We start from the raw sequence: 3,412 nt of genomic DNA, 5'->3' as shown, positions 1-3,412 counted from the left end.
CCGCAACCCCTCGCGGGGTTGCGGCACACCGCGGCGGACACGGGGTCAGTGGAACAGCATGGAGGCGTCGCCGGCCGCCGTCGTGACCGAGCCGGGGCACAGGAAACTGCCCGAGACCTTGGACGCGGTGAAGGCCTGGTTCACGTACCGGCGGGTGGCCGCGTCGCGGTTCCACGTGATGTTCGTGGCCTTGTAGCGGCAGGAGATGAAGCTCTGCTTGCCCGTGATGTCGATGGCGTCCGTCCTGGCGAGACCGGCGGCGTCGTCGAAGGTGAAGGCGGGGTTGTTGTTGAGGGTGGCGGTGATGCTGCCGTTGCAGCCGAGGTTTCCACCCGGTGTGTTGATGGTGGTGCGGTCGACGCTCAGTGCGCTCGGGGGGTCGGCGCTGGTGTGCGCGTTGGTCCAGGTACAGGTGTTGCCGGCGACGACGATGACGCCGTCGAGCCGCTGGTCGGCGGTGGGGCCCAGGGCCGTCGCCGACGTCGCTCCGCCGACGGTCACCACTGCGGCCAGGGCGATCGCGCCCGGCCATGTCGAGATCTTCATTCAGTCGCTCCTCTTCGCCACGTCCTCGTGGGGTGTGAAGCGGGGCCCCGGGGGCCCCGCCGGCGTGCGCCCGGACGTGCGGGGCGGTTCCGCAACGGCCGGGGGAGAGAGCTTGCGAACACGTTGCGGAAGGTCCCACAGGGACCTTGAAATGTCAGGCCCATGTCAACAGATTGGCCGGAGTTCGACCTGGCGCCGGAACGGGCGCGATTTCCTGCGGAGTCGCGACGGTGTGGAACGGATCGGGTCCCGTTGCTGTCTAGTCCTGTGCGCCGGCACAGGCGGCGCGGCCGGGCCGGGGGTCCGCGCCGACACAGCGTAGAGAGTCTCCCTGATCCGTGAGTCTGACCAGCAGCACGCTCCTGACCGTCGTCGTACTCGCCACGGTGCTCGCCTTCGGGGCCGCCGTGTGGCTCTGGCCCCGGCTCGGCCGGCGCGGCGGGAAGCCGGCGCTGGGCCGGATCGGCGTGGTGCTGGTGCTCCAGGTGCTGCTGCTCTCCTCCGTCGGGCTGACGGCCAACCGGACCTTCCTGCTCTACGGTTCCTGGGCGGACCTGGCCGGAAAGGAACGGCCGGTGCCCACGGGCCGGGACGCGGACACGCCCGGCGGTTCGGCCGTGCGGCTCCTCGGCCGGCAGCCGACGGAGATGCGGGGCGGCGGCACCCCGCACGTCGGCGGGGAGATCGAGAAGATCACGGTGCAGGGCGAGCGGTCCAAGGCCGTCGTCCAGGCCTACGTGTACCTGCCGCCGGAGTACTTCCAGAAGGGGAACGAGCACCGGAAGTTCCCCGCCACCGTGGTGCTCACCGGGTTCCCGGGGATGGCGGAGAACCTGCTCAAGCCGCTGCCGTACCCGAAGACGGCGTGGACGCTCGCCAAGCAGAAGAAGATGCCCCCGATGATCCTGGTGATGATGCAGCCCTCGGTGGTGCCGACCCGCAACACCCAGTGCATCGACGTGCCGGGCGGCCCGCAGAGCGAGACCTTCTTCGGTACGGACCTGCCCAAGGCACTCGCGGGCTCCTACCGCGTCGGCACCTCGCCCTCGAACTGGGCCGTCATCGGTGACTCCACCGGGGGCTACTGCGCGCTGAAGGTCGCCCTGCAGCACCCGGAGAGCTACACGGCCGGAGTGGGCCTGTCGGCGGACTACAAGCCGGAGATCGACGGGGACTCGGGCGATCTCTTCCACGGGAACACGGCCGAGGAGAAACGATCCGACCTGCTGTGGAGCCTGGACAACCTGCCCCAGGGGAAGTCGTCCTTCCTGGTGTCCACCTCGCTGCAGGGCGAGGGGAACTACAAGCCCACGCAGAAGTTCATCGAGAAGGTGAAGGCGCCGGCACGCGTCTCGTCGATCACCCTCGACCACGGCGGGCACAACTTCAACACGTGGAAGCGGGAGATCCCGCCGGCGATGGAGTGGATCGGCGCCCGCATCACCGCCGAATGACCTCCCGCGCACGCACCGGGCCTGCGGGCACCGGACCCCGCGACCAGGCTCCCGCACCGGACAAGGAATCCTTCACGGCATGACCCGGAACGCAGCGACCACCCCCGCGCACCCCCTCCCGTGCCCCTTCGACGAAGCGTTCGCACGTGACCCGCACGCCGTCCACGCCCGGCTGCGCGCCGCAGGCCCGGTGCACCGCGTCGCGCTCCCCGACGGCTCCCCGGTGTGGCTGGTCACCCGGGCCGCGGACGTACGGGACGGGCTCGCCGATGCCCGGTTCTCCGTCAACAAGCGGCATTCGACCACCGGGTTCAGCGGTTTCAGCCTGCCGCCGGCCCTCGACGCCAACCTCCTCAACGTCGACCCGGAGGACCACCTGCGGCTGCGCCGCCTCGTCGCGAAGGGGTTCACCGCACGCCACGTCGAGTCGCTGCGCGCCGGCATCCAGGACTGCGTCGACGAGCTGGTCACCGGGCTCGCGCAGGAGATCGCCCGCTCCGGCGAGGCGGACCTGGTCGGCGCCTTCGCGAAGCCGCTGCCGCTGCGGACCGTCGGCGCACTGCTGCGCGTACCCGCTCCCGACCAGGAGCGGTTCTCGGGCTGGGTGGCGACCATGCTCGCCCCGCGTGCGAAGGAGGAGCTCGTCGCGGCCGTCGGCCACGTCCACCGCTTCCTGACGGAACTGGTGGAGCAGCGGCGCGGCGCCCCCGGCGACGACATGCTGTCGAGCCTGATCGCGGCCCGCGACGACGAGGACCGGCTCACCGAGGACGAGCTCGTCTCGCTCGCCTTCCTGATCCTGATGGCGGGCAGCGAAACCGTCCAGCACGTCATCGGCAGCGGGCTCCTCACCCTGCTCACCCACCCGGACCAGCTCGCCGTGGTGCGGGCCGACCCCGCCCGGCTCCCCGACGCCGTCGAGGAACTGCTGCGGTACACCGGCCCGCACCAGACGGCGGTCCGCCGGTTCCCGACCGAGCCGGTGGAGATCGGCGGCGTCCGCATCCCGGCCGGGGACACGGTCCTGTTCTCGCTGGCCTCCGCCCACCGCGACCCCGAGCGCCACCCGGACCCCGACCGGTTCGACATCGACCGGGACGACAAGGCCCACCTCGCGCTCGGCCACGGGCTGCACTACTGCCTCGGTGCGCCGCTGGCCCGGCTCCAGATCACCCTCGCGCTGGCCGCGCTCCTCGACCGGCTGCCCGGACTCCGCCCGGCCCGCCCCGTGGACCAGCTCACCTGGACCACCACCTTCCGCTTCCATGCGCTGCGGGCCCTGCCCGTCACCGCGGACCTCTGAGGCCCACGGGCCGGGGGGGGGGCGGGCGGCCCCGGCCGGTGGGGGGCCCCGCGGGGCGCGCGGGGGGGGGCGCCCGCGCGCGGCGGCCCCGCGCGGGGCGCCCGGAGGC

The 3,412-nt window shown here is 72.2% G+C and carries 3 protein-coding genes; 2 read left to right on the top strand and 1 reads right to left on the bottom strand.

All coding sequences use genetic code 11. The features are described 5' to 3' along the window. Positions 1 to 45: 45 nt before the first annotated feature. Positions 46 to 546: a hypothetical protein gene (locus tag ACFXA3_RS27885; protein WP_385191186.1), complete on the bottom strand. Its 501-nt coding sequence runs from the start codon at positions 544 to 546 to the stop codon at positions 46 to 48. 338 nt (positions 547 to 884) lie between these two features. Between ACFXA3_RS27885 and ACFXA3_RS27880 the strand changes: the two genes are divergently transcribed. Together ACFXA3_RS27880 and ACFXA3_RS27875 are read left to right on the top strand one after the other, a co-directional pair. Further along, positions 885 to 2,000, top strand: a complete 1,116-nt coding sequence (locus ACFXA3_RS27880; RefSeq protein WP_385191185.1) for an alpha/beta hydrolase — start codon at positions 885 to 887, stop codon at positions 1,998 to 2,000. Positions 2,001 to 2,079: 79 nt separating this feature from the next. Beyond that, positions 2,080 to 3,303, top strand: a complete 1,224-nt coding sequence (locus tag ACFXA3_RS27875; protein WP_385191184.1) for a cytochrome P450 — start codon at positions 2,080 to 2,082, stop codon at positions 3,301 to 3,303. Positions 3,304 to 3,412: the final 109 nt, after the last annotated feature.

The sequence above is a fragment of the Streptomyces sp. NPDC059456 genome (assembly GCF_042750055.1).
GTDB lineage: Bacteria > Actinomycetota > Actinomycetes > Streptomycetales > Streptomycetaceae > Streptomyces.
The sequence above is the reverse complement of the archived record's forward strand: the minus strand, read 5'-3'. Positions and strand labels throughout refer to the sequence as shown.